25 protein-coding genes are annotated in these 24,076 nt (G+C 62.1%); 13 read left to right on the forward strand and 12 right to left on the reverse strand.

Features of this window, described 5'->3' with window-relative positions:
- Positions 1-16 precede the first annotated feature (16 nt).
- The 4 genes from thiM (at position 17) to ACIPSK_RS00140 (ending at position 3,098) form a co-directional block, all read left to right on the forward strand.
- Positions 17-820 carry a hydroxyethylthiazole kinase gene (gene thiM, locus ACIPSK_RS00125; RefSeq protein WP_162115330.1) on the forward strand — a complete coding sequence of 268 codons (804 nt, stop codon included), beginning with the start codon at positions 17-19 and terminating at the stop codon, positions 818-820.
- Positions 817-1,452: a thiamine phosphate synthase gene (gene thiE / locus ACIPSK_RS00130; protein WP_162115329.1), complete on the forward strand. Its 636-nt coding sequence runs from the start codon at positions 817-819 to the stop codon at positions 1,450-1,452. The genes thiM and thiE overlap by 4 nt, the downstream gene beginning before the upstream one ends.
- Positions 1,449-2,258 carry a bifunctional hydroxymethylpyrimidine kinase/phosphomethylpyrimidine kinase gene (gene thiD / locus ACIPSK_RS00135; protein ID WP_162115328.1) on the forward strand — a complete coding sequence of 270 codons (810 nt, stop codon included), beginning with the start codon at positions 1,449-1,451 and terminating at the stop codon, positions 2,256-2,258. The genes thiE and thiD overlap by 4 nt, the downstream gene beginning before the upstream one ends.
- Positions 2,259-2,417: 159 nt before the next feature.
- The gene (locus ACIPSK_RS00140) at positions 2,418-3,098 is read left to right on the forward strand and encodes a spermidine synthase (RefSeq protein WP_162115327.1); all 681 of its coding nucleotides are present in this window, start codon (positions 2,418-2,420) and stop codon (positions 3,096-3,098) included.
- Positions 3,099-3,101: 3 nt separating this feature from the next.
- Here the strand turns inward: ACIPSK_RS00140 and ACIPSK_RS00145 are convergent, their stop codons facing one another.
- From ACIPSK_RS00145 to ACIPSK_RS00155, 3 genes are all read right to left on the reverse strand, one after another.
- Complete coding sequence (locus ACIPSK_RS00145) at positions 3,102-3,893, reverse strand: HpcH/HpaI aldolase family protein (protein ID WP_162115326.1); 792 nt, start codon at positions 3,891-3,893, stop codon at positions 3,102-3,104.
- A 100-nt stretch (positions 3,894-3,993) separates the two neighbouring features.
- Positions 3,994-4,197 (reverse strand): hypothetical protein, encoded by a 204-nt coding sequence (locus tag ACIPSK_RS00150; protein ID WP_026154593.1) that lies wholly within the window; start codon positions 4,195-4,197, stop codon positions 3,994-3,996.
- A 120-nt stretch (positions 4,198-4,317) separates the two neighbouring features.
- Positions 4,318-5,220 carry a choline sulfate utilization transcriptional regulator gene (locus tag ACIPSK_RS00155; protein ID WP_162115325.1) on the reverse strand — a complete coding sequence of 301 codons (903 nt, stop codon included), beginning with the start codon at positions 5,218-5,220 and terminating at the stop codon, positions 4,318-4,320.
- Positions 5,221-5,365: 145 nt separating this feature from the next.
- On the opposite strand from ACIPSK_RS00155, the gene betC reads away from it, so the two are divergent.
- Entirely contained in the window at positions 5,366-6,874 is a 1,509-nt protein-coding gene (gene betC / locus ACIPSK_RS00160; RefSeq protein ID WP_162115324.1) for a choline-sulfatase, read from the forward strand.
- Between the two features lie 138 nt (positions 6,875-7,012).
- Here betC and ACIPSK_RS00165 read toward each other — a convergent pair whose 3' ends face one another.
- Positions 7,013-7,873, reverse strand: coding sequence for a TIM barrel protein (locus ACIPSK_RS00165; RefSeq protein ID WP_162115323.1), 861 nt, complete (start codon positions 7,871-7,873; stop codon positions 7,013-7,015).
- 66 nt (positions 7,874-7,939) lie between these two features.
- A complete protein-coding gene (locus tag ACIPSK_RS00170; RefSeq protein WP_162115322.1) occupies positions 7,940-9,310 on the reverse strand; it encodes an amidase in 1,371 nt (456 codons plus the stop codon).
- Positions 9,311-9,586: 276 nt separating this feature from the next.
- On the opposite strand from ACIPSK_RS00170, the gene ACIPSK_RS00175 reads away from it, so the two are divergent.
- Complete coding sequence (locus ACIPSK_RS00175; protein WP_162115366.1) at positions 9,587-9,865, forward strand: hypothetical protein; 279 nt, start codon at positions 9,587-9,589, stop codon at positions 9,863-9,865.
- A 74-nt stretch (positions 9,866-9,939) separates the two neighbouring features.
- Complete coding sequence (locus ACIPSK_RS00180; RefSeq protein ID WP_162115321.1) at positions 9,940-10,380, forward strand: DUF1810 domain-containing protein; 441 nt, start codon at positions 9,940-9,942, stop codon at positions 10,378-10,380.
- A gap of 49 nt (positions 10,381-10,429) precedes the next feature.
- Here the strand turns inward: ACIPSK_RS00180 and ACIPSK_RS00185 are convergent, their stop codons facing one another.
- On the reverse strand, positions 10,430-10,618 hold the full coding sequence (locus ACIPSK_RS00185) for a hypothetical protein (RefSeq protein ID WP_162115320.1): 189 nt from the start codon (positions 10,616-10,618) through the stop codon (positions 10,430-10,432).
- 79 nt (positions 10,619-10,697) lie between these two features.
- Positions 10,698-11,321 carry a TetR/AcrR family transcriptional regulator gene (locus ACIPSK_RS00190; RefSeq protein WP_162115319.1) on the reverse strand — a complete coding sequence of 208 codons (624 nt, stop codon included), beginning with the start codon at positions 11,319-11,321 and terminating at the stop codon, positions 10,698-10,700.
- Between the two features lie 127 nt (positions 11,322-11,448).
- Here ACIPSK_RS00190 and ACIPSK_RS00195 point away from each other — a divergent pair, with 127 nt between their 5' ends.
- On the forward strand, positions 11,449-11,664 hold the full coding sequence (locus tag ACIPSK_RS00195) for a hypothetical protein (protein WP_026154592.1): 216 nt from the start codon (positions 11,449-11,451) through the stop codon (positions 11,662-11,664).
- Between the two features lie 186 nt (positions 11,665-11,850).
- Here the strand turns inward: ACIPSK_RS00195 and ACIPSK_RS00200 are convergent, their stop codons facing one another.
- Positions 11,851-12,708, reverse strand: a complete 858-nt coding sequence (locus ACIPSK_RS00200) for an SDR family oxidoreductase (RefSeq protein ID WP_017968386.1) — start codon at positions 12,706-12,708, stop codon at positions 11,851-11,853.
- 152 nt (positions 12,709-12,860) lie between these two features.
- Here ACIPSK_RS00200 and ACIPSK_RS00205 point away from each other — a divergent pair, with 152 nt between their 5' ends.
- A complete protein-coding gene (locus ACIPSK_RS00205; RefSeq protein ID WP_162115318.1) occupies positions 12,861-13,709 on the forward strand; it encodes an IclR family transcriptional regulator in 849 nt (282 codons plus the stop codon).
- A gap of 22 nt (positions 13,710-13,731) precedes the next feature.
- Here ACIPSK_RS00205 and ACIPSK_RS00210 read toward each other — a convergent pair whose 3' ends face one another.
- Positions 13,732-14,940, reverse strand: coding sequence for an amidohydrolase/deacetylase family metallohydrolase (locus ACIPSK_RS00210; RefSeq protein ID WP_162115317.1), 1,209 nt, complete (start codon positions 14,938-14,940; stop codon positions 13,732-13,734).
- Positions 14,941-15,207: 267 nt separating this feature from the next.
- Positions 15,208-16,077, reverse strand: a complete 870-nt coding sequence (locus ACIPSK_RS00215; RefSeq protein ID WP_162115316.1) for a sigma-70 family RNA polymerase sigma factor — start codon at positions 16,075-16,077, stop codon at positions 15,208-15,210.
- 124 nt (positions 16,078-16,201) lie between these two features.
- Between ACIPSK_RS00215 and ACIPSK_RS00220 the strand changes: the two genes are divergently transcribed.
- The gene (locus ACIPSK_RS00220) at positions 16,202-16,660 is read left to right on the forward strand and encodes a carboxymuconolactone decarboxylase family protein (protein WP_162115365.1); all 459 of its coding nucleotides are present in this window, start codon (positions 16,202-16,204) and stop codon (positions 16,658-16,660) included.
- A 95-nt stretch (positions 16,661-16,755) separates the two neighbouring features.
- Here the strand turns inward: ACIPSK_RS00220 and rhaI are convergent, their stop codons facing one another.
- Both rhaI and ACIPSK_RS00230 read right to left on the reverse strand, forming a co-directional pair.
- Entirely contained in the window at positions 16,756-18,048 is a 1,293-nt protein-coding gene (rhaI, locus tag ACIPSK_RS00225; RefSeq protein WP_162115315.1) for an L-rhamnose catabolism isomerase, read from the reverse strand.
- Between the two features lie 180 nt (positions 18,049-18,228).
- Entirely contained in the window at positions 18,229-20,325 is a 2,097-nt protein-coding gene (locus ACIPSK_RS00230) for a bifunctional rhamnulose-1-phosphate aldolase/short-chain dehydrogenase (RefSeq protein WP_162115314.1), read from the reverse strand.
- Positions 20,326-20,523: 198 nt separating this feature from the next.
- On the opposite strand from ACIPSK_RS00230, the gene ACIPSK_RS00235 reads away from it, so the two are divergent.
- The 3 genes from ACIPSK_RS00235 (at position 20,524) to ACIPSK_RS00245 (ending at position 24,073) form a co-directional block, all read left to right on the forward strand.
- The gene (locus ACIPSK_RS00235) at positions 20,524-21,336 is read left to right on the forward strand and encodes a DeoR/GlpR family DNA-binding transcription regulator (RefSeq protein WP_011655152.1); all 813 of its coding nucleotides are present in this window, start codon (positions 20,524-20,526) and stop codon (positions 21,334-21,336) included.
- Positions 21,337-21,384: 48 nt separating this feature from the next.
- The gene (rhaS, locus tag ACIPSK_RS00240; RefSeq protein ID WP_162115313.1) at positions 21,385-22,380 is read left to right on the forward strand and encodes a rhamnose ABC transporter substrate-binding protein; all 996 of its coding nucleotides are present in this window, start codon (positions 21,385-21,387) and stop codon (positions 22,378-22,380) included.
- A gap of 160 nt (positions 22,381-22,540) precedes the next feature.
- On the forward strand, positions 22,541-24,073 hold the full coding sequence (locus tag ACIPSK_RS00245) for a sugar ABC transporter ATP-binding protein (protein ID WP_162115364.1): 1,533 nt from the start codon (positions 22,541-22,543) through the stop codon (positions 24,071-24,073).
- Positions 24,074-24,076 lie beyond the last annotated feature (3 nt).

Genomic DNA, 24,076 nt, shown 5'->3' on the forward strand with positions numbered 1-24,076 from the left:
GCCTGAAAGGGGCCATATGCAGACCAGGACCACACCAGGAGCGATGCTGAAGGCGATGCGCGAGAAGCCGCCGCTCGTTCAGTGCATCACCAATTACGTCGCCATGAACATCGCCGCGAATGTCCTGCTTGCATCAGGCGCCTCGCCCGCCATGGTGCATGCCGCCGAAGAAGCCGGCGAATTCGCCGCGATCGCCAGCGCTGTGACAATCAATATCGGCACGCTGTCGACGCAATGGATCGACGGCATGCAGGCGGCTGCGAAGGCGGCGACATCAGCCGGCAAACCCTGGGTGCTCGATCCGGTCGCCCATTATGCCACCGCCTTCCGCCGCAATGCGGTCGCCGAACTGCTGGCGCTGCGTCCGACCATCATCCGCGGCAACGCGTCCGAGATCATCGCGCTTGCCGGCGGAGAAAGTCGCGGCCAGGGGGTCGATAGCCGCGACCCGGTCGAGCAAGCGGAAGGTTCGGCGCGATGGCTTGCCGAGCGGCAGCGGGCGGTCGTCGCCGTAACCGGCGCCGTGGATTTCGTCACCGACGGCGAGCGGGCCGTGCGCATCGAAGGCGGATCGGTCCTGATGCCGCAGGTCACGGCACTCGGCTGCTCGCTCACCTGCCTCGTCGGCGCCTTTGCCGCGACGGCACCTGAAGACACCTTCGGAGCGACGGTCGCAGCCCTTGCAACCTTCGCCATCGCCGGCGAGGAGGCCGCCCTTGGCGCGGCCGGCCCCGGCTCCTTCTCCTGGCGCTTTCTCGATGCGCTGGCCGCGCTCGACGCCGAAACGCTGGACGCCAGGGCAAGGATATCAGCCGCATGAAGGCTTTCGACCTTTCGCTCTATCTCGTCCTCGACCCCGATCTCTGCGCCGGGATCGGCATGGTCGAAACCGCGCGCCTTGCCGTTGCCGGCGGCGCCACCATGGTGCAGCTGCGCGACAAACATGCCGGCACCATCAGGATGATCGAGACCGGCCGCGCCTTGAAACAGGTGCTGGATAGGACCGGCGCCCTCCTCATTGTCAACGATGACGTCGAGGCGGCAATCGCCATCGGCGCCGATGGTCTGCATATTGGCCAGGAGGACATGGATGCGCGTAAAGCCCGGGCGATGGTCGGTGCTGAGATGATCCTTGGCCTGTCGGTCGAGAGCGAAGCGCTTGCTAACGCCGTCGATCCTGATCTCATCGATTACACCGGCGTCGGGCCGGTGTTTGCGACACCGACCAAGGCCGATCACAAGCAACCGATCGGCTTTGACGGCCTTGCAAGGCTGGTCAAGGTCTCGCCGGTGCCATCGGTCGCGATCGGCGGACTCAAGGCGGATCATGTCGTTCAGGTGTTCGCCGCAGGCGCCAAGGGACTTGCCGTCGTCTCTGCCATCTGCGGCACGCCCGACCCCGAAGCGGCCACGGGCCGCATCGCTGCAGAAATTCGAAAGGCCCGCGCATGATCCGCAACGTTCTCTCGATCGCCGGCTCTGATCCCTCCGGCGGCGCCGGCATCCAGGCCGATCTCAAGGCCTTTTCCGCCCGCGGCGTCTACGGCATGGCGGTGCTGACCGCGCTGACGGCGCAGAACACGCAAGGGGTAAGCGGCGTGCATCTGGTGCCGCCGCAATTCGTCGCCGATCAGATCAATGCCGTCTTTGCCGACGTGCGCGTCGATGCCGTCAAGATCGGCATGATCGCCAATGCCGGCATCGCCGAAGCCGTTGCCGGTGCGCTGACTGACCACCGCGACATTCCGATCGTCATCGACCCGGTCATGATCGCCAAGGGCGGAGCCGCCCTGCTGGCGCCCGAGGCGGTCGACGTGCTGACCCGCCGGCTGCTGCCGCTTGCCACGCTTCTGACCCCGAACCTGCCGGAAGCCGCCGCCCTGCTGCACCAGCCGGTCGCGACAAACCGCGCTGACATGGCGGCGCAGGCCGAGCGCCTGCTAGCACTTGGCCCGGCCGCGGTGTTGGTCAAGGGCGGCCATCTCGACAGCGACGAGAGCCCCGACGTGCTTGCCACCGCTGCCGGCCTGCACTGGTTCGAAGCCAGGCGCGTGCCGACCAAGAATACCCACGGCACCGGCTGCACGCTCTCCAGCGCGCTGGCGGCCGAGCTCGCCAAGGGCGCCTCGGCGCGGGAGGCCGTCGCCATCGCCAAGGATTACCTCGCCGGCGCGGTCGCGGCTGCCGGCAACCTCACCGTCGGCTCCGGCCATGGACCGGTGCAGCACTTTCATGCACTCTGGAAAGGCGGCGAATAGGCACTCGCTCAACCAAACATGCCGACTGAAACGGCCGGCCGTTGGGCGAGCTTTACAAGAGCTGGGCGGACCCGTCGGTGCGGATGATCTGAAGCCGGCTTGCTGGCCTCGTCGCCTGCCCTATGCTAGGGGACAGTCCCTTTAAGAGGCGAAGCCGTCATGCTGCCATGGATCCAGCTCGATTCCGCGACCATTCCCGGTGAAAACGGCGAATTGCGGCTGAAGCGGCGCGGCAGCGAGTTCTCGATCATGCTCGGCGCCAACGAGTTGATGAACAGCCGTCTCAGCGGCTCGGAGGAGGCACTGGCGACCCTTTCCTGGGATCGGATCAAGGCGCACCCGAAGCCGCGGATCCTAATCGGCGGCCTCGGCATGGGCTTCACCCTGCGCGCCGCCCTCGCCGTCCTTCCCGAAGATGCCGGCGTCACCGTCGCCGAACTGGTGCCGGCCGTCGTCGCCTGGGCACGCGGGCCGATGGCCGAGGTCTTCAAGGGCTGTCTCGACGATCCGCGGGTCGGCATCCATCAGGGCGATGTCGGCGACGCGATCCGCACCGGCAAGACCGCCTATGACGCCATTCTGCTCGATGTCGATAACGGTCCTGATGGCCTGACCCGCAAATCCAACGACCGGCTCTACGATTTTGCCGGCCTTCGCGCCGCCGGCGACGCGTTGCGCCCAGGCGGCGTGCTCGCCGTCTGGTCGTCCGGTCCGGACCCTGATTTCACGCGGCGTCTCAAGGATAGCGGTTTTTCCGTCGATGCGGTCAACACGCGCGCCAACGGCAAACGCGGCGGCGCCCGCCACGTCATCTGGCTGGCCGTCAAATCGGTGAAATGACGCTCAAGCAGAAGCGATCCTGCGGGCGGCATTGATGGCGCGGCGGGCGCCGGAGCGCAACTGCGCGGTCTCGGCGCCGGCAATGACCAGATCGAAGCCGAACTTCAGCAGTTCGCCAGCCCGCTCGCCGTCACCGGCGAAGGCGCAGGCGAATTTGCCATGGGCACGGCAGCGCGAAACCGCATGCTGCATGGCGCTGTCGATCTCGGCGGCGTTCGGCGCCACCTGATCGCCGTTCGACAGCGCGATCGAAAGGTCGGAAGGGCCGATGAAAATGCCGTCGATGCCGGCAACGCCGAGGATGCCGTCGATCGCCTCGAGTGCCGCCCGGGTCTCGATCATGGCGACGGCGACGGTGAGCGCATTGGCGTTCTTCAGATAATCATCGGCCGACAGGCCGGTATGGTTGAGCGCCAGCGAGGGTCCCCAGCTGCGTTCGCCGAGAGGCGGGTATTTGGTGGTCTTGACGAAGGCTTGCGCGTCTTCGGCCGAATTGATCATCGGCGCAATGATGCCGGAAGCGCCGGCATCGAGCAGGCGCGAGGCGGACGCGAAATCACCGACCGGAATGCGCGCCAGCGCCGGCTTGCCGGCAAGGCGCACCTGGGCAACGGCGTTCGCTGCCGAGGGCATGTCCCACATGCCGTGCTGCATATCCAGCACGATGGTGTCGAAGGCCTCCTGCGCCAGGTGATTGGCGAGCGTAGCGTCGGGAATACCGATCCAGGCGGAGATCATGCCGCCCCGGTGCTGCCTGATCCTGTCCGCAAATCCGTCGATATCAGCTGCGCTCATGCCATTCTCCTCAATTCGACAGGCCGCCAGCGGCCAGATATTTCACCTCGAGGAACTCGTCGATGTCGAATTCCCTCAAAGCCGTGCACGGGTTGCCGGCTCATCCTCTCCGGCGCAGCCGTGAAATAATAATTGTCACAGCGAGCCCGGCGACGACCATGATGCTTCCCCAGAGAACCCAGATGCTTTGGTTGATCATGAAACTGGACGCGGGATAGGGAAAATAGCCGCTTCCCTGGGCGATCCAGATCAGTCCCAGGAGGATCATGAGCAGTCCAACGATGTATCCGACGGTTCGCGACATGTTTCGGCCCTTCCTTATGAATCGATGCCACAATGTCGATCGACGCCAGTCATGACAAGGCTTCTCTCCTGAGCGCTAGCATATTCGCGATGCAATGACGCGCCGGCCTCGGTCCGAATGTCATGTCCTGCCGACTTCATCCACCAGCCAGGTGCTGAGCCTCTCGCTGTGAATATTTGCCGATCGCGGCGGTATCAGCCAGTATCCGCGGTCGGGTGCCTCGAGCGGCCGCCCGGCTTCCACCAACATATGTGTGGAGAGAAGCGTATCGACCAGGCCCATCCAGCCGATCGCCACGCCCTGCTCGCTGAGAGCGGCCTGGACGACCAGCGAGTAGGTGTTGAAACTGACATCGCCGCGGCCGGCATGGAGATCGCGAATGACGGAGAATTCGGCAAAATAGCTCCGCCAGTCGAACCAGGGCGATGGCATTGGCGAGTCGAGATGGATCAGGATCGCTTTGGCAAGCTGCTGCGGATCGTCGAACGGGCCGTTGCGATCGAGAAAGCCTCGCGTGCAGATGGGCACGACCTTTTCCTGCAGCAGAAGCGATCCGATCGCGCCGAATTCCGCCTTTGTGCCGAAAACCACCACCACATCTGCGTCGTCACGAAGGCCGGGCTCAAGCCTCTGGGTGGCGACGATCTGTATATCCGTTTCGGGGTGAAGCAGGCGAAAGCCGTGCATGCGCGGGATCAGCCAAAGCGCTGAAAAAGCATAGTCGGTTCTCAGTCTGACGACCGGCCTTTGAGCCTCGGTGCGGAAACTGCGCGCCAGGGCATCGATGTCACCGACCGCCTTAGCCGCGACCTGGAAAAGCCGCTCCCCCTCCGCGGTCAACTCGACGCCGCGGTGTTGGCGGCGCAGCAGGGCAACGCCGAACTGCTCTTCCAGCCGCCGAATCTGATAGCTGACGGCCGGCTGCGTAAGGCCGAGACCTGCCGCTGCGGCCGAAAAGCTGCCGAGCCTTGCGACCTCCGTAAAGATGCGCATCGATCCCAGCTCAGGCGGGCGATCTCGCATAAAAATTCCTTTTGGCAACTATCGAAAAAAGCCAGCTTTACAGGCATGATAATACTGGCTTTGATAAGATCTGCAAATAGCAAGGGGCGACGTGCGCCTCAGCGGGACCTTCCCCGGCCTTTGAGACCAAAGGAGACAATTTCACATGGCGCGTCCGAATATTCTCATCCTGATGGTCGATCAGTTGAATGGCACTTTCTTTCCCGATGGCCCGGCCGATTTTCTGCATGCGCCGCATCTGAAATCATTGGCGGAGCGTTCCGTGCGTTTCACCAACGCCTATACGGCAAGCCCGCTCTGCGCACCGGCGCGGGCCTCCTTCATGTCCGGACAATTGCCGAGCCGAACCCGCGTCTATGACAATGCGGCGGAATTTGCCTCTGACATTCCGACCTATGCGCATCACCTGCGCGCGGCCGGATACCAGGCCGCACTTTCCGGCAAGATGCATTTCGTCGGCCCCGACCAGTTGCATGGTTTCGAGGAGCGCTTGACGACGGACATCTACCCGGCCGACTTCGGCTGGACGCCGGATTATAGCAAGCCCGGCGAGCGCATAGACTGGTGGTATCACAATCTGGGTTCGGTCACCGGCGCCGGCATTGCCGAGATCACCAACCAAATGGAGTATGACGACGAGGTCGCCTATCATGCCGGCCGCAAGCTGTTCGATCTCTCGCGTGGCCACGACGAGCGTCCCTGGTGCCTGACCGTCAGCTTCACCCATCCGCACGACCCCTATGTCGCGCGCGGCAAATTCTGGGACCTCTATGAGGATTGCCCGGCACTTGACCCCGCTGTTGCGGCGATTGCCTTCGAGCGCCAGGACCCGCACTCGCAGCGCCTGATGAAAGCCTGCGATCACGATGCTTTCGACATCAGCGATGAGCAGATCAGGCGGGCAAGGCGAGGCTATTTCGCCAATATCTCCTATGTCGACGAGAAGATCGGCGACATTCTCGGCGTCCTGGAACGGACCCGCATGGCTGAAAACACCATCGTCCTCTTCGCCTCCGACCATGGCGACATGCTCGGCGATCGCGGCCTCTGGTTCAAGATGAACTTCTTCGAAGGATCGGCCCGCGTGCCGCTGATGATCGCGGCACCCGGCTGGAAGCCGAGGCGGATCGACCAGCCTGTCTCCACCCTCGACGTAACGCCGACGCTGGCAGGACTTGCCGGGATCGATATCGCCTCGCTGAAGCCATGGACCGAGGGCGAGGATCTCGCAGGGCTTGCCGAAGGCACCGGCAGCCGCGGCCCGGTGCCGATGGAATATGCCGCAGAGGGTTCCGAGGCGCCGCTCGTCTCTATCCGGGACGGACGCTACAAACTCTCGCTTTGCGAGAAGGACCCGCCGATGCTGTTTAATCTTGAGGACGATCCGCAGGAGCTCGACAATCTGGCGGCCGACCCGGCGCATGCCGAGATTTTGGCAAGGCTCGTCGAACAGGCCGGCCGGCGCTGGAACCTTGCCGATTTCGACGCAGCCGTGCGCGAAAGCCAGGCGCGCCGCTGGGTGGTTTACGCGGCGCTGCGCAATGGGGCCTATTATCCATGGGACTATCAGCCGCTGCAGAAAGCCTCGGAACGCTACATGCGCAATCACATGGATCTGAACGTGCTGGAGGAAAACCAAAGGTTCCCGCGCTAGAACAGGATGATTTTAGGCCGGGTCGGCCTAAAATCTGAATCCTGTTCTACATGATGTCGTTAGCGCATGATGTCGTCCGAAAACCGCTCATACTTTTTCGGCATCATGCTCTAGGGATGAGCGAGAAGTGCTTCTGATTTAAGCCGTCCTGCGCGCCGGCGACTCGCGCAGGAAATCCTCGATGAACGTCTTTTGCAGCAGGATGCCGTCCCATTCATCCGGGAAGAAGGACGAGTCGTAGATCAGCGTGAAGGGACCGGCATAACCGGCCCTCTCGCACATCTCCAGGCAAGTGCGGTAGTCCTCGGCGTCGAGGCCGGTAACGCCGTAATCGGCCTTGGCATGGCAGATTTCCGCCCGGCCCATGATATCGGCAAGGCCCTGATATTTCGCCGGCGCCGCCCAATTGCCGAGGTCGCCGTTGAGGCCGACCCTGCCATCCAGCCGGTCCAGCAGCCAGTTCATCTCGACGGGGGACGGCAGCAGGTCGAACCAGTTCTCGACGACGACACGCACGCCGCTGCCTTCCGCCTTTTCGGCCAGCCAGTTCAGATGGCGGGCGGCGCGGGCGAGGTTTTCTTCCGTCGGCTTCTGCTTGCCGGCTATGACGCGCATCCTCTCAGCCCCGAGGGCTGCGGCAATGCCGATCCACTCCGCCATCCATCTGACGTCGCGTTCGGCAGTCTCCGGATGGCTCGGATCACCGTCCTCGACCAGCAGCGTCTGGAACAACACGTTCGAAGCCGCCATCGCCTCGCGCAATTCGCTTATATAGGCGGCGTCGAGGCTCGGCAGATGGAAGGAACAGACCTCCAGCCGGTTGACGCCACGTGCCGAAAGAGCCGCGGGCACGTCGATCAGCACCGCGCCGCCTGGGCCATAGGGCTCTTTCGGCGCAGCGCTTTTGTCGGGATCGGGACTATAGGCGTGAACGGCGCCAAGCAGCCGATGCAGCGACCATGTCGAAACCGCGAAACGTCCGTTTTGCAAAACCTGCACTTGCTTTCCTCCGGGATCTCCTCGCGCCATCAATGGCAACTAATTCCCGGCGGTTCAATTGCCAATTCAGGCAAAGTCGTCGCGGATGACCGGCTCGGCGGCAAGGGCGATCCCCAGGAGCGCCTCATCGCGATGGGTCGTGGCGGAAAGCAGCAGTCCAACAGGCATGCCAGCCTCGCCGGTGCCGCAGGGAATGGAAACGCCGCACCAGTCGAGGAAATTGCCGAGCGCGGTGTTGCGCAACGTCTTGTTGTTCGTCGCGAAGAACAGCTCGTCATCCTGCACCAGCGGCCCGATCGGCGGCGCGACATGGGCGACAGTGGGAAAGGCGAGCAGCCGGTCGCCGACCAGGAGCTCGACATCGGCGATCAGGCGGCTGCGCGCATCGAGGATTCTGAGGTAATCGGGCAGTGTCGTCTTGCTTCCGAGACGGGTACGCAAGACGACACGGTGATCCATCCTGTCCGCGTCCGGTCCGGCCAAGCGTTCCTGATGAAGTGCGAAAGCCTCCGCCGTGACCAGCGGACCATATCTCGTCATCAGCTCGAAGATTTCGTTGAAGGCAGGGATGACGGTGCGGGCAACATGGGCGCCGGCCTTTTGAAGACGTTCCAAAGCCGCCTCGAACGCGGCGACGACGCCGGGTTCCGCTCCGTCGAAGACGACATTTTCAGGCACGACGAGTTCCAGACTTTGCAGGGGATGCGCAACGACATCGGGCGCGGTCAGGCCACGCATCGCCGCATCGATCCAGACCGCGTCCGTGACGCTGCGGCAGAGCGGTCCTAGCGAATCCAGGCTCTTTGCCAACGGATAGACGCCTGCCATCGCGTGGCGGCCGCGTGTTGCCTTATAACCGACGATGCCGTTGAAAGCGGCGGGGATACGCACCGAGCCGCCAGTATCGGTGCCCATGGCGACCGGAACCAATCCGGCCGCGACGACGACACCAGCGCCCGAGGACGAGCCGCCCGGAATGCGCGGGAGATCAGTGCCGCGCGGATTTACCGGCGTGCCGTAATGCGGATTGATGCCGAGGCCGGAAAAGGCGAATTCGCTCATATTGGTGCGTCCGACGGCGACCATGCCCGCCTGCCTGAGCAAAACGACGACAGCCGCATCGCGCTTGGCCGGCATATCCTTTGCCAGTACGACGGAACCGGCCGTCGTCGGCAAGCCTTCCATGTCGAAAAGATCCTTCCAGGCAATCGGAATGCCGTCCAGCAATCCAAGCGAGCGCCCCTCCCGCAGACGTCGCGACGAAGCGCGCGCCTCCGCCATCGCCCGGCTTTCGAGCAGTGTGGTGAAGACGGCCTTGTCGGCATAATGCGCGATGGAATCGAAGACCGCCTCCGCCACCTCGACCGGATCGGCCGCGCCAGCTTGAATGAGGACGGAAAGCTGCGCGACCGACATCGCGCCGAAGGATTTGCTCATGGGACTATCCAGAAAAAAGATGTTCCTCTCTGGACTACCCCGGATCATTCCGGTGAACCAGAGGTTCACGATATTTTGCATTTATTGGTACGATTTTTTGAACACTGAGTTTGAATATCGCCCCTTCAATTACCACGATCGAAGACACACATGCTGCACGCATGCGGAAGCGGTTCGGCGCGAGGGTGAGAGTATGCTCTTAAGAGACCGGCTCCGCATGTGTTGCAGGAGTAATTAAAAATGACAGATTGTGAAACTTTGACCCGTCGCCAGGATATGGTGACCCTTCATGTAAAAGAAGACGAAACAGCCGGTTTAGGCGAGCGTGATTATATAGACCATGTCAGCGCCCAGAAACTTTCGGCCTTCGAGCGCATCGTCGTGGTCGGAGCGCTGGTTCTCTTGAGCTTTGCGGGTTTTGCCGCCTATTCTTCCGGCAATACGGACCCGATGACGACATCGGCCATTGCCGTCACGGGCGGCGATAACATGCCGCCGCATCCGGCCTACGGCCATTGCCGCGACAGCAGCCCCTACGCTGAGAGGGTCTGCTAACAGGAAAGCTAGCTCGCCGGGCATGGAGACCTTGGCCCAGGCTGCATCGACAGCAGGAAAAGGGAAAAAGGGCCATGGCCGGTGAAATCGACTATAATCTCGATCGGTTCATCGATGCCCAGAACGGCGTCTACGAACAGGCGCTTTTAGAGCTGAAAGCCGGACGCAAGACGTCCCACTGGATGTGGTTCATCTTCCCGCAGATCGCCGGTCTCGGCACGTCGGCGATGGCCGAAAAATATGCGATCCGCTCGGCCGAGGAAGCCGCCGCCTATCTCGCCGATCCCATTCTCTCAAGCCGGCTGCTGCGCTGCGTCGAGGCGATCCTGTCCGTGAACGGCCGATCGGCGCACGAAATCCTGGGCTCACCCGACGACCTCAAGCTGCGCTCGTCGATGACCTTGTTTGCCGCGATCAGCGACCATGGTTCGCCCTTCCACCGGGTGATCGAGCATTTCTATCAGGGAAAATTCGACGCTCGGACGATGGAAATCCTTAGCGCCAGCACAGGATGATTTTAGGCCAGGCCGGCCTGGAATCTGAACACGTTCCCAAATGAAACAGTTAGCGGCGCGGCCTGCTCTCCAGCGTAGCGATTTCCTCGGAGATCTCGCTCAACCGCTGACGCAGATCGCTGTCGGTGCCATCATCGACCTCTTCGTCGCCGAAACAATAACGCGCATCATGAAGCTCCAGCTTGGCTTCGAGTTCCGCGCGTTTGGCATACAGGCGTTTGAGATAGACGTAGTTCATCTCCCTGCCTCCACATCGCTCTCGGGTTAGTGTGAAAACGGCATGGAAGCAGTAAGGTTCCCCTCACACTTTGCGGTGGTCAGGCTAAAGAAGCGATTGCCGCGTGGCAGGCCTTGGCGAAATGGCCGCAGCAGCCGGCAGCACCCATAGCCTGGCGGCTGACACGCGCGCCTTCGAGCAGCAGCGTCAACGTATCGGCAAGAAGTTGGGGTTCGCGCGCGCCGGCCGCCGAACAGAGCGCGGCCAGGCGATCACGCTGTTCGGCCTTGTGCCGCTCGATCATTTCATGGGCGGGATGGCCCTCGCCCTTCAGCTCGATGGCAGCATTGGCAAGATCGCAACCGGCGGGCTCGCCGTTCAGACATTGCGCCCGCAGATCAACCCAGGCGTCCAGCTGGGCGCGCGGATTGCCGGGATAGGCCGCTTCCAGATCGCGCCAGATGGCATCCGCCTTTTCGGAGGCTCGGCGAAGTGTCTCACAGACGAGCTCGTCCTTCGAGCCGAAATGTCGGTAGAGCGTCATCTTGTTGGTCAGAGCCGCGTCGGCAATGGCATCGACGCCGATGCCGCGGATGCCGCGTTCGCGAAAAAGCTCCGAGGCGGTCGACACGATACGTTCCCGCGGCGGGATGCGATCTTCTGGAACGGCTGCGGAGATTTCATTCGAAGTTTCTGATTTTTTTGCGGACGTAGTCCTTGACATCAATGTGACCGATCGGTAACAAATGCATTGTTACTTACCGGTAACACCACAAAACGCGAAAGTCAATGCCGAGGGCATGACAGCGGAAAGTGGAACACGGGCGACCGCCCACGAAAGGAGGACAACCATGACAAAGACCAGAGACGACCTGACGATATCCGAAGCCCTTCGCGACCCCCTGATCGCCATGGTGTTGCACGCTGACGGCGTGAAGCTTGAAGACTTCAAGCAACTCCTGGAGACGGCCGCCCGCAAACGCGAACCGCGCTCGACTTCGGTGGGCAATATGATTGGAGCGCTTGCAAGTCGCGCCAATCTGCCGGCAATGCCCTGCTTCGGCTGATGAAGCCGCCTGAACAGCTTGGGGATCTCTCCCTGCCCCCGTCAAGGGCTGCCGTCACAACCAGGCGGCGGCCCTTGCCGCTTTAAAGCATGTCGTCGCAAAAGTGTGCAGCGCTTTTGCGACGACGGCATGCGTAAAAACAAAGACTTAAAGCGCGGAGAGCGAAACTGAAAATCGCGACGCGCTTTAGAGGATTGGCTTGCCGCCGGTGACCGCGATCGTCGTGCCGGAGATATAGCTCGACAAGGGATCGGCCAGCATCACATAGGCTGTCGCAAGCTCGGCCGGCTGTCCCGGCCGTTTCATCGGCACTTGCTTGCCGAAATTGCTGACGCTTTCTTCAGGCAGTGTCGAAGGGATGAGCGGCGTCCAGATTGGCCCGGGCGCCACCGCATTGGCGCGAATGCCTTTCTCGGCCAGAAGCTGAGCAAGGCCGGCGGTGAAATTCTGGATCGCACCCTTGGTCGTCGCATAGGCAAGCAGCGTCGGGTTCGGATTGTCCGAATTGATCGAAGCCGTATTGATGATGGCGCTGCCGGGCTTCATATGGGCGACGGCTGCCTTGGTCAGGTAGAACATCGAGTGAATATTGACCTTGAAGGTCAGTTCCCACTCTTCGTCGCTGATCTCGTCGATGCTCTTGAAGCTTGCCTGATGCGCGGCGTTGTTGACGAGAATGTCGATCCCACCGAGCTCCTTGACCGCCGTCTCGACGATCTGCCTGCAGTGAGCGGGATCCTGGATGTCACCGCTGACGAGGATGGCCTTGCGCCCGGCCTGCTCGATGAGCCGCTTGGTCTCGTCGGCATCCTCGTCCTCGTCGAGGTAGGAGATCACCAGATCGGCCCCTTCACGGGCATAGGCGATCGCCACGGCCCGGCCGATGCCACTATCGCCGCCGGTGATGATCGCACGCTTGCCCTTCAGCCGCTCGGAACCGCGATAACTTTTTTCGCCATGATCGGGAACGGGGTCCATCTGTGCCGTCAAGCCCGGCATCGGCTGTTTCTGAGATGGAAAGGGCGGTATGGGATAATTTGGCATCATGACCTCCTGGGTTGAGGGGGTCAAACTCGGACTGCGGCTTGTTGTTCCACGCCGAGCTGTCGCATCTGCCCACACGATCAACCTACAAGATGTTGCGATTTGCCATAGCCACCGCTATGCCATAGTAATGTAACATAACGGCGTTTTTCATGAGGTGCGTGGAATTGGACGGAAAGACATCCCCCCCGGTTTACTCCGAAGATGAGGGCGTTGCCGACGAGGCTGCTGGCAAGGGCGCGCGCCGCGCGCGTGTCAGCGGTATCGACCGGGCGCTTCAAGTGATCGACCATCTTTACGAGACCGGATCGCCTGCCGGCGTCTATGCCATCGCCAAGGCGGTGAAGGCGCCGCTATCGACCGTCTACGTCATCGTTGACGATCTCGTCGAGAAGAACATGCTGACACGTCAGGCGGACGGCTCGATCTGGCTCGGCGCGCGGCTCTACCATTACGGCCTTGCGTATGCCAGGTCGCTGGATTTCATGAGCATCGCCACCCACGAAATGCACGATCTCTGCCGCCAGGCCGGCGAAACCGTGCAGGTCTGCGGCCGCGACGGCGACTATATGCTGGTGCTGGCCATGGCCGACGGCCCGAGCCATTTTCAGGTGGCGTCCCGCGTCGGCACAAGGGTGCCGCTGAACTGGACGGCCTCCGGCCGCCTGCTCGTCGGCCACCTGGCCGAGCAGGAGCGCATCGAACTGTTCAAGCGCTGCGCCCGCTCTTCGCCGACCGGCCGCGCCGAGATCGATCCAGGCACGCTGTCGGAAGCCGCCGGCAAGGCCTTCGAGTCGCGGCTGTCGATCCAGGCAGGGGAATCCGATTACGCGGTTGCCTGCATCGCCTCGCCGATCTGCGATCGCGACGGCCAGTGCGTCGCCACCATTTCCATCGTACTGCCGGAACAGAAGGCGTTTTCCGACGAGAACCACTATACGGCGCATGTGCGAAGTTCAGCGGAACGGATCGAAAAGCTGATGGGTTGGCGCAATCGCTGAGCATTGCGCCCCTTAGCGGATCCTATCTATAGGAATAGCCGTGGCTGTGGCGCACCAGCTTGCGCGCCCGCGGCACATAGCGGCTGGCGGTGAAGGTATCGGCGCCCATCACTGCATAGCGCGGCTCGAACAGCTTGTTGAGGACCGAGACATCGCCGTTGGAATCCGTCGCCTCGAGGTCGGAATCGACCAGGTCGAAAATGGTGAACTCCGCTTGCGAGCCGACCGAAAGCCGGTTTTCCATCGACAGCTTGATGACGGATGCCGGCGCATGGGTGACGGCCTCCACCACCTTGTCGAAAGGCATGCCGACGCTGAGCAGCTTCGACATCGTGGTCGCCAGGTCCCAGACCGGGAAATTCATCGAATGGCCGTGCAGGTCGGTCGAGATCGAGAACGGCAGAAGCCCCCGTGCGATTGCCGCCTCGGCGACCTTGAAGGAGAAGGAGGCGCCGCCATGGCCGATGTCGAGGCGGATGCCCTCGGAGGCACAGCGCTCGGCGAGGTTGAAGAGGTCCTCGTCTTCCATGATGCTCGACCCGGCCTTGCCGTTGAAGCAATGGGTGACGACGTCGCCGGGTCGGAGGATCTCAAGCACCTCGTCATAAAGCGCCGGCGGCTCGCCGACATGCACCATCATCGGCACTTTCAAGATCTTGGCGATCTTCTTGCCGAGCTTGAGCGGGGTGACGCCCCAGGACCCGGTGATGACATGGCTGGCGCGCACCTTGATGCCGACAATGTGCTCGCTGTTTGCCGCATAGACTTCGAGAATGCGGTCGAGATCGATATCACGGATATCCCGCAATTCCGCGACGCGGTTGCACGCGACGAGGCCGATCGAGCCGAGATTCAGGAAGGCCTTGATGCGCTCGCGCGAGGGCTCGATGATATATTCGCGGAAGCCATGGAAATTCGCCTCACCGGCCGAACCGGCATCGACCAGCGTGGTGACGCCGCGCTCGACGCCGCATTCGGACGGACGTATGGAAATATCGGTGCCGCCGTGCCAGATATGCACGTGCAGGTCGACCCAGCCGGGCGAAATGAAGGCGCCCTTGCCGTCGATGCGCACAACATCCTGCGAGACAGAAAGCGACGGACCGATCTCGGCGATTCTACCGTCGGCCTTGACGAGAATGTCGATTGCCCGCTCTTGTGTGCCCGCACCAAAAGCCACTGGTTTGACATTGGTGAGGAGAAGCGGCTTCTTCGCCTGGTCGCCGGGCATGATATGCATTCCTTTCGAAGTCTCGGACCGGGATCACGCCTCGGCCATCCGGGTCATTATGGAAGAGCAATGGGGAAGCTAGAGATGGCCTCTCAGGGCGCCGTATCGGAAATTCCATAACTATGATACATAAGGCTTTATAATAGAATAAAGCCGAAGACGAAGCTGTCAAGGAAAATGACGCGGTCGTCGCATAGACGAAACGTAAGCGGTGCGCTCCTTGCGAAGCACGCCTTTTTCGAAGATCCGGTAAATTCGCCTTTATTTTCAATCCCGAAGGATCGAATAGTCAAGTCGTTCCAAGTGATCCGGATCGGCGATGGCGTCGATTGCGGCGATCCTGCCTCCAGCGATCGTCAGCGCCACCACGACGCGGAGCTGGCCCTTGATCTCCACGACGAAGCCGAGCTCGCCGTCGACCATGGCGATTTCTGCCGCCTGCGCCCGCCCCTTGAAGGCTTCGGCCACGTGAGCCGCTCCGCGCGTTTCGCCAATGGCACCGAAGCGAGCCGCCGTCGCATCCGGCCGGAAGACGACGTCAGGGGCCAGCACCGCGATCAATCCCTCCAAATCGCCGTTGCGCGACGCCGTGAGAAAGGCTTCGGCGATCGTCCGTTTGCGGCCGAAATCGACATCAGGCGTTTCGTCCACCCCCTGCACCCGGCGACGGGCGCGGCTTGCGAGCTGGCGGGTGGCGCCGGACGAGCGGCCGATGATCGGCGCGATCTCGTCGAAGGGCAGATCGAACATGTCGTGCAGCACGAAGGCGACACGTTCGGCGGGCGCCAGCGTCTGCAGCACGACGAGCAGCGCCAGACCGACCGAATCGGCAAAGGCGGCTTCGCGCTCGGGATCGTTCGCGGGATCGGCGATCCCGCCATGAACAGGCGCCTCCAGCGGCTCCTCGCGCCGGGTCTTGCGGGTGCGCAGCATGTCGAGACAGATGCGCGCCACCACCGTCGTCAGCCAGCCGCCGAGATTGCCGACCCCTGTCGTGTCCGTGCGGCTGAGCCGCAGCCAGGCCTCCTGAACGGCGTCCTCCGCCTCGCTGCGCGAGCCGAGCATGCGATAGGCTGCGGCCCTCAGATGCGCTCTGTTCGCCTCGAACTCATCGGCCAGCCATTTTTTCTCGTCCATTTGTCACATTCCTCCGCTGCGTTCCGTCAAGGCCATGACGAATGAAACCCGGCCGATGTGACACCCGGCGGATCGTCGAACCATAAACGCATCAAGGAGACATACCATGCAGGAAAAAATGGTCATGCGGGAGCGAATGGGAAATCCCGCCCTCGTCCTTCCCGCAGCCATGCAGGCGCTCAATGCTCTCAGCAAGGTGCCGGTCGAAACCGGCCTTCCGCCACAGCTGCTCGAACTCGTCAACCTGCGCGCCAGCCAGATCAACGGCTGCAGCGTCTGCATCGACGGTCATTGGCGCATTGCCCGTAAACACGGCGAGACTGACGAACGGCTCTTTGCCCTCGCTGGCTGGCGCGACGCCCCCTATTATAGCGATGCTGAACGCGCCGCGCTTGGGCTGACGGAGGCGATCACCCGCCTTAGCGATCGGGCAGATCCGGTGCCGGATGATATCTGGAACGAGGCGACCCGGCATTATGATGGCAGGAGCCTTGCGGCACTCGTCATCGCCATCGCCAACATCAATGTCTGGAACCGGCTGAACATCGCCACCCGCCAGATCGCCGGGGCCTGGAAGCCGTAAACGGCGAGGTTGCCGGCAGCGCGTCACCCCTGCGCTGGCCGGCAACCCACATCCCTAATCAGCATGGCTTCAGGCCATGCGAGACAATCGGGCGTTCAGATGATGCCGCCGCCGCCGGCAGCGGATGCCGGACGCTCGGCTGCCACTTGTCTGCGATAGCCGCTGGCGCGGTAGACGACGATCGGGTCGATTGCGCCGCCGGCCCTGCGGCGGGCTTCGGCCAGAATCGGTTCGACATCGGCGCGATAGGCGCGCTTCAGCGTTTCCGACGCCATCAGCGCGTCGTTGTCGTCCTGGTAACCGGAGAGCGCCTTGCGGTCGACGAGCAGCGCCTGCGCATAGGCGCGGCGGATTTCGTTGGCGCTGTTGATCAGGCTTTCGATCGGGTCGGTGACATTGTGCGACTGGTCGATCATATGGGCCGGGTTGAAGTCGTTGACGCCGCGCTGCTCGGCATCGACCAGTTCGTTGAAGACGAGGAACAGCCGGTAGGGATCGATCGCGCCGGCGTCGAGATCGTCATCGCCATATTTCGAATCGTTGAAATGGAAGCCGCCGAGCTTGCCGAACTGGATCAGGCGGGCGACGATCATCTCGATATTGGTGTTCGGCGCATGGTGGCCGAGATCGACGAGGCAATAGGCCTTGGGGCCGAGCGTCTGGGCGATCAGGTAGTTGGTGCCCCAATCCTGCACGATTGTGGAATAGAAGGCCGGCTCGTACATCTTGTGCTCGGAGAAGAGCTTCCAATCGTCGGGCAACGCCTTGTAAATGTCAGCCATCGAGGCGAGGTAACGCTCGAAAGCCTTGGTGAAATGGCTCTGGCCGGGGAAGTTCGAGCCGTCGCCGATCCAAACCGTCAGCGCCTTGGAGCCGAGCGCCTTGCCGATCTCGATGCATTCGAGATTGTGCTCGACCGCCTGCGCCCGTGTCGCCGCGTCGGTGTGGCTGAGCGAGCCGTATTTGTAGGAATGGGCCTGGCCGGGCGCATCGGAAAAGGTGTTCGAATTCATCGCATCGAAGCCGAGGCCGAGCGCGTCGCCCTTGGCCTTCAATTCGCTAGCATCCGCCTTGTCCCAGGGAATATGCAGCGAGACGTTCGGGGTCGCCTGCGTCAGTTGGTTGATGACGGCGCAATCGTCGAGCTTGTCGAAGATGCCGCGCGGCTCGCCGGTGCCGGGAAAACGGGCAAAACGCGTGCCGCCGGTGCCCACACCCCAGGAGGGAACGGCAACGAAGAATTCCGCAACCTGGCGAGTGACCGCCTCGATATCGACGCCGCGACGGGCAAGCGTCGCGCCCAGTGCCTCATAGTCGGCTTTCAGCGCCGTTACCCGCTTGTCGTTATCCGTCGCAACCAGATCCTGCGCGATCCTGAATTCGGCCATGTCTTCCTCCCGGTTATGCAATTCAAACATTGGGACTTTGTCGTGGGACAGCCCCTCATCCGCCTGCCGGCACCTTCTCCCCGTTCAGACGGGGAGAAGGTGATATGCAGCACCGTCTCCGTCTCACTCCAACATTTCGTTGGTTAGGGTGAGGGGCCGACGCATCCGCCATCAATCAAATCACCGCGTAAAACTCTGCACGTTGCCGGCATCGACGTTGATGATGTTGCCGGTCGATTTTGCCGAGAGGTCCGATGCGAGGAAATAGATCGCCTCGGCGATATCTTCCGGAAACACGTTGAGTTTCAGCATCGAACGCTTGCGGTAATGCTCCTCGAGATCGTCCACCTCGATCTTGGACGAGGCGGCGCGCTGCTCGCGCCATTCGCCGCTCCAGATCTTCGAACCGCGCAGGACGGCATCCGGGTTGACGGTGTTGACACGGATGCCGGCATCCGCACCTTCCAGCGCCAGGCAGCGGGCAAGATGGATTTCGGCAGCCTTTGCCGTGCAATAGGCAGATGCATTCGGCGAAGCGGCAAGACCGTTTTTCGAAGCGACGAAGACGACGTTGCCGCCGAGCGCCTGTCGGCGGAAGAGGCGGAAGGCTTCGCGCGAGACGAGGAAATAGCCGGTCGCGAGAATATCGATATTGCGGTTCCACGTCGACAGTTCGGTCGCTTCGATCGGCGCGGAGGAGGCAATGCCGGCATTCGAGACGAGGATATCGATGCCGCCGAATTCGACGCAGGCTTCCGCGAAGGAGGCGATCACCGCATCTTCCTTGGTGACGTCGAGCCGGACGCTACGCACGGCGTCAGCGCCGAACTTCTTGACGAAATCGGCTTCGGTGCCTTCGAGCGCTGCCTGGTCGATATCGGCAAGCACCACGCAGGCGCCTTCGCCGACGAGGCGCGCGGCCGTCGCCCGGCCGATGCCACCGGCGCCGCCGGTGACGAAGGCGACGCGGCCGGCAAGGCCCTTCGGCTTCGGCATGCGCTGCAGCTTGGCTTCTTCGAGCAGCCAATATTCGATGTCGAAAGCTTCCTGCTCGGGCAGTCCCTGATATTCGGAGACCGTCGAGGCGCCACGCATGACGTTGATGGCGTTGACGTAGAATTCGCTGGCAATGCGGGCCGTCGCCTTGTCGCGGGCAAAAGACAGCATACCGACGCCGGGCACCAGGAAGATGACGGGATTGGCGTCGCGCATGGCGGGCGAATTGTCATGCTTGCAGTCGTTGTAGTAGCGGGCGTAGTCGGCGCGGTAGTCCTCCAGCGCCTTGTCGAGACCGGCGACGATCGCGTCGACATCCGGCTTGGCCGGGTCGAAATCGACGATCAGCGGGCGGATCTTGGTGCGCAGGAAATGGTCAGGGCAGCTGGTGCCGAGCGCACCGAGCGGGCGCAGATCGCTGGAATTGACGAATTCGAGCACGGCGTCCTGATCGTCGAAATGACCAAGCTTGCGCTCCTGCTTGCCGATGCGGCCGCGGATCTCCGGCATCAGCCGGGCGGCGATGGCGCGGCGTTCGGCGACCGGCAGGCTTTGTGCCAGCGCGCCACCGAAAATCGTCTTGCCTTCGGTCTTTTCAGCGAACCAGACGATCGCCTTGTTGATGATATCGAGCGTTAGCTCGTAGCAGGCCTTCGCATCGTTCGCCCAGGTAAAGAGGCCATGGCTTTCGAGCACGACGCCCTTGGCATTCGGATTTGCGGCAACGAAAGCGCCGAGGTCGAGGCCGAGCTGGAAGCCCGGACGGCGCCATGGCAGCCAGCCGATCTCGTCGCCGAAGATCTGCTGCGTCAATTCCTTGGAATTCTTCGATGCGGCGATCGCGATGATCGCATCGGGATGCATGTGGTCGACATGGGTGAAAGGCACGAAACCGTGCAGCGGCGTGTCGATCGAGGCAGCGCGGGCATTCAGGTTGAAGGTGCAGTGCGGCAGGAAGCCGACCATGCGGTCCTCGTCCTCGACACCCTTGTAGATGCCCTTTAGCGATTCCAGCTTGTCCTGGTAGAGCGTCGCGAAACCGTCGAGCTTGATCGTGCCGACGTCGCCGCCCGAGCCCTTGACCCAGAGCACCTTGACCTTGCCACCGGTCAGCGGATCGGTTTCCATCACCTTCGCCGAGGTGTTGCCGCCGCCATAATTGGTGATGCGCTTGTCGGCGCCGAGCAGGTTGGAGCGATAGAGCAGTTTGCCAGGCTCATCGAGGCCTGCCGCGTAAGCCTCATCCCACCGGTTTTCCAGAAGCCGGACGTTCGCCGCCATGTCATCCTCCCATATGAAATCTTCATCGAGACGCAAAGTTCGCGCCGCTTTTCGCTGACGGTATCGCGCATTAAAATGGAGGTTGTCAATCGAAAACGATCAAATTCGATTATTGTGCAGCGCAATATGAAAATTTATGATCGTTTTTGATTGACACATTGTCATATGTGCGAAATAAACGGTCCAAGGAGGAGCCCCATGCACGAACGCGAACGCCATCGCATCATACTGAGCGCCGTTCAGGAAAAGTCCGTCGTGACGGTTCAGGATATTTCCGAACTGACCGAGGCTTCCGAGGCGACGATTCGGCGCGACATCGCGGCTCTTCATGTCCAGGGCAAGATCCGCCGTGTGCGCGGCGGCGCCGAAGCGGTGCATCCGCCGCAGCTCGGAAATCTCGCCGGGCGCCCCTTCCGCGTTTCGGAATCGGTCAATATCGATAAGAAGCGCGCAATCGCACGCCAGGCGGTCGAGCTTTGCGATCCGGGCGACGCGATCATCATCAACGGTGGCACGACCACCTTCCAGATGGTGCATTTCATGGCGGCGCACCGCCTGCAGGTGATGACCAATTCTTTCGCGATCGCCGAACATCTGGTCAAGCACTCGAAGAACACGGTGACGGTGCCAGGCGGCGCGATCTATCGCGAGCAGAGCCTGATCCTCTCCCCCTTCGACAATGACGCGATCCGTAATTTCTATGCCCGTCGCTTCTTTATCGGCGCGCAGGGCATCGGCCCGCTCGGCATCATGGAAGCCGACGCGCTGATCATCCAGAGCGAGCAGAAGCTGATGCATCAGGCCGACGAACTGGTCGTCATGGCCGATTCCAGCAAGTTCCATCGCCGGTCGAGCCTCATTCTGTGCCCGCTCGAGCGTGTGTCTACCATCATCACCGATGACGGCATTCCAGAGGAAGCCGTCAGGATGATCGAGAATGCCGGCATCAGGCTCATTGTCGCGAGCCCGGTCGCCCAAGCAATCAAGGAGGATTCCTCGTCGGTCGCATAAGGCGCCGGAGAGGTGTGAAGAGTGTCAATCAAGTGGGAGGATGAAAGCATGAAACTCGCAAAGAAACTCGCAATCGGCGTGGCATTTGCCGTCGCCATGATGGCCGGAACGGCAAGTGCTGCCGACATCAAGATCGGTCTCGTCGTGAAGTCGCTCGGCAACGGCTTCTTCGATGCCGCCAACAAGGGTGCGCAGGAAGCCGCCAAGGAACTCGGCGGCGTCGAGGTCATCTATACCGGTCCGACGACGACGACGGCCGAAGGCCAGATCGAAGTCATCAACTCGCTGATCGCCCAGGGCGTCAGCGCCATCGCCGTTTCGGCCAACGATCCCGACGCGCTCGTTCCGGCGCTGAAGAAGGCTACACAGCGCGGCATCAAGGTCATCTCCTGGGATTCCGGCGTGGCACCTGAAGGCCGTATCCTGCAGCTCAACCCGTCGTCCAACGAGCTGATCGGCAAGATGTGCCTGACGCTGGTCAAGGACCATCTCGACGGCGGCAAGGGTGACTTCGCCATCCTGTCGGCCACGACCACCTCGACCAACCAGAACATCTGGATCGACCAGATGAAGAAGCAGCTCAAGGATTTCCCGGGCCTCAACCTCGTCACCACCGTCTATGGCGACGACCTTTCGGACAAGTCCTATCGTGAAGCCGAAGGCCTGCTGAAGGCAAACCCGAACATCAAGGTCATCGTCGCTCCAACGACGGTCGGCGTTCTCGCCGCGTCCAAGGTCGTCGAAGACAAGGGCCTTATCGGCAAGGTCTACGTCACCGGTCTCGGCCTGCCGTCCGAAATGGCCGGCGCGATCAAGTCGGGCGCCACGAAGGAATTCGCCATCTGGAACCCGATCGATCTCGGCTACTCCGCAACGCAGATCGCCTATCGCCTCGTCAAGGGCGAGACCGACGGCAAGCCGGGCAGCGAGATCGAAGCCGGCCGCATGGGCAAGATCAAGGTCGGCGACAACGGTGAAGCCGCCATGGCCGATCCCTTCGTCTACAATGCTTCGAATATCGACCAGTTCTCCAAGGTCTTCTGATCGTTAAGACCCCTTCTGGCCTGCCGGCCATCTCCCCCACAAGGGGGGAGATAATCTGAAGCAACGCCTCCGCCCATCGCGAGCCTCGGCATCGCGATGGGTAAAGCCCCTCCCCCTTGTGGGGAGGGGTTGGGGAGGGGTTTTCAAGGTGAAACGAATAATGCACGCCGCAACGCAAAAGCACGATGTCAGCCCCATGCCCGATACACCGGCCATTCTGGAAATGCGCGGCATCTCCCAGATCTTTCCGGGCGTGAAGGCGCTCGACAATGTCAGCATAGCGCTGCATCCCGGCACGGTGACCGCGCTGATCGGCGAAAACGGCGCCGGCAAATCGACGCTGGTCAAGATCCTGACCGGCATCTACAGGCCGAACGAAGGCGAGATCCTGGTCGACGGCCAGCCGGTGACCTTTGCCAGCGCCCAGGCCGCGATCGATGCCGGCGTCACCGCCATCCATCAGGAAACCGTGCTGTTCGACGAGCTGACGGTTGCCGAGAATATCTTCCTCGGCCACGCACCGCGCACGCGTCTGCGCACCATCGACTGGCAGGCGATGAACAGCCGCGCCAAGGCGCTGCTGACCGCGCTCGAAAGCAACATCGACCCGACGATCCGGCTGAAGGACCTCTCGATCGCGCAGCGCCACCTGGTGGCGATTGCGCGCGCTCTGTCGATCGAGGCCCGCATCGTCATCATGGACGAACCGACGGCAGCCCTTTCCCGCAAGGAGATCGACGATCTCTTTCGCATCGTCCGGGGCCTGAAGGAAAAGGGCAAGGCGATCCTCTTCATCAGCCACAAGTTCGACGAAGTGTACGAAATCGCCGACGATTTCGTTGTCTTCCGTGACGGCCGCGCCGTCGGCCAGGGCCGGCTCAAGGAAACACCGCAGGACGAGATCGTCCGCATGATGGTCGGCCGCGACGTCGAGAATGCTTTTCCCAAGGTCGATGTCGCCATCGGCGGCCCGGTTCTGGAGATCCGCAACTACAGCCATCGTACCGAATTCCGCGATATCTCGTTCACGCTGCGCCAGGGCGAGATTCTCGGCATATACGGCCTGATCGGCGCCGGGCGTTCGGAACTGTCCCAATCGCTCTTCGGCATCACTAGGCCGCTCTCCGGCACCATGATGCTCGAAGGCCGCGAAATCACCATCCATTCGCCGCAGGACGCGATCCGCGCCGGCATCGTCTATGTGCCGGAGGAGCGCGGCCGCCACGGCTTGGCGCTGCCGATGCCGATCTTCCAGAACATGACGCTGCCTTCGCTTAGCCGCACCTCGCGCCGGGGCTTCCTCAGGGCGGCGGAAGAATTCGCGCTCGCCCGCAAATATGCCGAGCGCCTGGATCTGCGCGCCGCCGCCCTTTCCGTCCCGGTCGGCACGCTGTCGGGCGGCAACCAGCAGAAGGTCGTCATCGGCAAATGGCTGGCGACGGCGCCGAAGGTCATCATCCTCGATGAACCCACAAAGGGCATCGACATCGGCTCGAAGGCAGCCGTGCACGGCTTCATCAGCGAACTCGCCGCCGAGGGCCTGTCGATCATCATGGTCTCGTCCGAACTGCCCGAAATCATCGGCATGTCGGATCGCGTCCTGGTGATGAAGGAGGGTCTCGCCGCGGGGATTTTCGACCGCGCCGAGCTGTCGCCGGAAGCGCTGGTGCGCGCCGCCACCGGCAATGCATAAGGT

This window comes from Rhizobium sp. LARHSG275 (assembly GCF_052871115.1).

Bases quoted from the DNA above. Each gene is read 5' to 3' on its own strand.
- thiM (WP_162115330.1), top strand. From the start codon at position 17: ATGCAGACCAGGACCACACCAGGAGCGATGCTGAAGGCGATGCGCGAG.
- thiE (WP_162115329.1), top strand. From the start codon at position 817: ATGAAGGCTTTCGACCTTTCGCTCTATCTCGTCCTCGACCCCGATCTC.
- thiD (WP_162115328.1), top strand. From the start codon at position 1,449: ATGATCCGCAACGTTCTCTCGATCGCCGGCTCTGATCCCTCCGGCGGC.
- ACIPSK_RS00140 (WP_162115327.1), top strand. From the start codon at position 2,418: ATGCTGCCATGGATCCAGCTCGATTCCGCGACCATTCCCGGTGAAAAC.
- ACIPSK_RS00145 (WP_162115326.1), bottom strand. From the start codon at position 3,893: ATGAGCGCAGCTGATATCGACGGATTTGCGGACAGGATCAGGCAGCAC.
- ACIPSK_RS00150 (WP_026154593.1), bottom strand. From the start codon at position 4,197: ATGTCGCGAACCGTCGGATACATCGTTGGACTGCTCATGATCCTCCTG.
- ACIPSK_RS00155 (WP_162115325.1), bottom strand. From the start codon at position 5,220: ATGCGAGATCGCCCGCCTGAGCTGGGATCGATGCGCATCTTTACGGAG.
- betC (WP_162115324.1), top strand. From the start codon at position 5,366: ATGGCGCGTCCGAATATTCTCATCCTGATGGTCGATCAGTTGAATGGC.
- ACIPSK_RS00170 (WP_162115322.1), bottom strand. From the start codon at position 9,310: ATGAGCAAATCCTTCGGCGCGATGTCGGTCGCGCAGCTTTCCGTCCTC.
- ACIPSK_RS00175 (WP_162115366.1), top strand. From the start codon at position 9,587: ATGGTGACCCTTCATGTAAAAGAAGACGAAACAGCCGGTTTAGGCGAG.
- ACIPSK_RS00180 (WP_162115321.1), top strand. From the start codon at position 9,940: ATGGCCGGTGAAATCGACTATAATCTCGATCGGTTCATCGATGCCCAG.
- ACIPSK_RS00185 (WP_162115320.1), bottom strand. From the start codon at position 10,618: ATGAACTACGTCTATCTCAAACGCCTGTATGCCAAACGCGCGGAACTC.
- ACIPSK_RS00190 (WP_162115319.1), bottom strand. From the start codon at position 11,321: ATGTCAAGGACTACGTCCGCAAAAAAATCAGAAACTTCGAATGAAATC.
- ACIPSK_RS00195 (WP_026154592.1), top strand. From the start codon at position 11,449: ATGACAAAGACCAGAGACGACCTGACGATATCCGAAGCCCTTCGCGAC.
- ACIPSK_RS00200 (WP_017968386.1), bottom strand. From the start codon at position 12,708: ATGCCAAATTATCCCATACCGCCCTTTCCATCTCAGAAACAGCCGATG.
- ACIPSK_RS00205 (WP_162115318.1), top strand. From the start codon at position 12,861: ATGAGGTGCGTGGAATTGGACGGAAAGACATCCCCCCCGGTTTACTCC.
- ACIPSK_RS00210 (WP_162115317.1), bottom strand. From the start codon at position 14,940: ATGCCCGGCGACCAGGCGAAGAAGCCGCTTCTCCTCACCAATGTCAAA.
- ACIPSK_RS00215 (WP_162115316.1), bottom strand. From the start codon at position 16,077: ATGGACGAGAAAAAATGGCTGGCCGATGAGTTCGAGGCGAACAGAGCG.
- ACIPSK_RS00220 (WP_162115365.1), top strand. From the start codon at position 16,202: ATGCGGGAGCGAATGGGAAATCCCGCCCTCGTCCTTCCCGCAGCCATG.
- rhaI (WP_162115315.1), bottom strand. From the start codon at position 18,048: ATGGCCGAATTCAGGATCGCGCAGGATCTGGTTGCGACGGATAACGAC.
- ACIPSK_RS00230 (WP_162115314.1), bottom strand. From the start codon at position 20,325: ATGGCGGCGAACGTCCGGCTTCTGGAAAACCGGTGGGATGAGGCTTAC.
- ACIPSK_RS00235 (WP_011655152.1), top strand. From the start codon at position 20,524: ATGCACGAACGCGAACGCCATCGCATCATACTGAGCGCCGTTCAGGAA.
- rhaS (WP_162115313.1), top strand. From the start codon at position 21,385: ATGAAACTCGCAAAGAAACTCGCAATCGGCGTGGCATTTGCCGTCGCC.
- ACIPSK_RS00245 (WP_162115364.1), top strand. From the start codon at position 22,541: ATGCACGCCGCAACGCAAAAGCACGATGTCAGCCCCATGCCCGATACA.